The following is a 1,772-nucleotide window of genomic DNA, read 5'->3' as shown; positions in this document are numbered from 1 at the left end:
AGCCGAGGCACAACACGAACAGCCACTCCGGCAGGGACGAGCCGCACTGTTCCCCATACGTCAGGCAGCGCCCCGCCTGCTCGGAGGCGAGGGTCAGCACACCGACTGCCAGCGCCGCGGGCACGAAGAGGACGGCGGACAGCACGGACCAGAAGCGAGTGCGGTCTGCGGCGCACGTCTCCTCGGTCGTGTGCGTCGACCGGGATGCGGGTGTCGGCGGACCATCACGGCAACGCCCCGTCAGCTCTGAGCGTGCGGGCGGGAACACTGCAGCACGCTATGCCCGGTAGCGATCAGCTTCGTTCGGCGCGCGGGGCCGGTGCAAGGGCTCCGGCCAGGACCTGGTCGACGAGGCGGGAGGCGTAGTCGCCGCCGAAGGGCTCGCCCGTGATCAGCAGGCGGTAGTAGACCGCGCCCGCCAACCCGTCGAAGATCAGGCCCGGTTGGGCGTCGGCGTTCAGGTCGCCGCGTGCCCGCGCGGTCTCCAGGAGTGCGAGCGGCAGTGCGTTGCGGCGGGCGAAGACCGCCCGTACGGCCTGGCCCACATCCGCATGGCGGGCGGCGGCCGCGACGAGCTCCGCGACCAGGCCGGCCGACGGGCCGTCCACCGACGCGCCGACCCGGCGCATCCGGTCCAGGCCCGCCACGATGGCTTCGAGATACGCGACGAGGTCGTGCCGGATGTCTCCGGTGTCCGTCACCGGGACGTCGTCCTGGATCTTGGCGACGACGGCGACGATGAGGTGGTCCTTGCTGGGCCAGCGCCGGTAGAGCGTGGTCTTGGCCACTTCGGCCCGCTGGGCGACCTCGTCGATCGAGTAGCCCTCGTACCCGCGCTCCAGGAGCAGTTCGTGCGCCGCCGCGAGGATGCGGGCGTCGGTACCTTCCCCCCGGGGGCGGCCGCGCCGGGCAGTGGTGGTCATGGGAACAAATTTAACCAGGCCACCTCCTTTACGCAACTGCCGTAGCGTAATTATGCTCCCCCTCACGTCACCGACCCTGGGGGAGCACGTTGGCCACCATCGCTCTGGCCTACAACCCGGCCATGCTGTTGATCCGTTTCCTCTTCGAACTCTTCGCGCTGGGCTGCCTCGGTCTGTGGGCATGGCGCAGGACACCATCGCCGTGGCGCTGGCTCACCGTGGTCGCCCTGCCCGTCTTCGTCGGCTGGGCCTGGGGCGCCTTCGCCGTGTCGGGCGACGAGTCGCGCTCGGGCGAGACCGACTTCGAGACACCGGGCCCGCTCCGGCTGCTCCTCGAACTCGCCGTGTTCTTCGGGGCGGCCGCCGCCCTCCACCAGCTGGAGATCCGCCGCGTCGCCCGCTGGTTCCTCGCCGCCCTCGTCGTCTATCACGTCCTCGCCTACGACCGGGTCTGGTGGCTTCTGACGAAGTGACGCTGGGCGGGGCGACGGGGTGGCGGGGGCGGGGGCGGGAGTGACGAAGCGGCGCGCCGTCGCCTACGGATCTGGCATGTATGTGATCCGAGCCAACTCAATGCCCCGCAGCCTGGGGTGAATCGTTCGCGTGAAAGCATTTGCATCTTGGGCATCGTCAGTTGCCCTGAGACGCCGTCGCCCCAACTGGAGTCAGAAGTGAAGCGCCGTTTCCTGCCCGTTGCGGTCGCGATCACCGCAAGCACCGCGCTCTTGCTGACCGGATGCGGTTCGGGCGGCGGTGACGATGACCGGCCCGACAAGGTCGAAGGAGCCGGGGGCGGAGACAGGGGCGCCTCGGCGTCCGCCAGCGCCTCGGCCTCCGCCGGCGCTTCGG

The 1,772-nt window shown here is 70.3% G+C and carries 2 protein-coding genes; one reads left to right on the top strand and one right to left on the bottom strand.

Annotated elements, in window-relative coordinates:
• Positions 1 to 293 precede the first annotated feature (293 nt).
• The gene (locus ACZ5CR_RS44460) at positions 294 to 923 is read right to left on the bottom strand and encodes a TetR/AcrR family transcriptional regulator (protein WP_468869153.1); all 630 of its coding nucleotides are present in this window, start codon (positions 921 to 923) and stop codon (positions 294 to 296) included.
• A gap of 89 nt (positions 924 to 1,012) precedes the next feature.
• Here ACZ5CR_RS44460 and ACZ5CR_RS44455 point away from each other — a divergent pair, with 89 nt between their 5' ends.
• On the top strand, positions 1,013 to 1,396 hold the full coding sequence (locus ACZ5CR_RS44455; protein ID WP_468869151.1) for a YrdB family protein: 384 nt from the start codon (positions 1,013 to 1,015) through the stop codon (positions 1,394 to 1,396).
• The last annotated feature ends 376 nt before the right edge of the window (positions 1,397 to 1,772 follow it).

The sequence above is a fragment of the Streptomyces sp. NPDC031274 genome (genome assembly GCF_055570235.1).
The sequence above is the reverse complement of the archived record's forward strand: the minus strand, read 5'-3'. Positions and strand labels throughout refer to the sequence as shown.

What these genes read in the sequence shown, in the direction of transcription:
- ACZ5CR_RS44460 (WP_468869153.1), bottom strand. Translation starts at nt 923, where the DNA reads ATGACCACCACTGCCCGGCGCGGCCGCCCCCGGGGGGAAGGTACCGAC.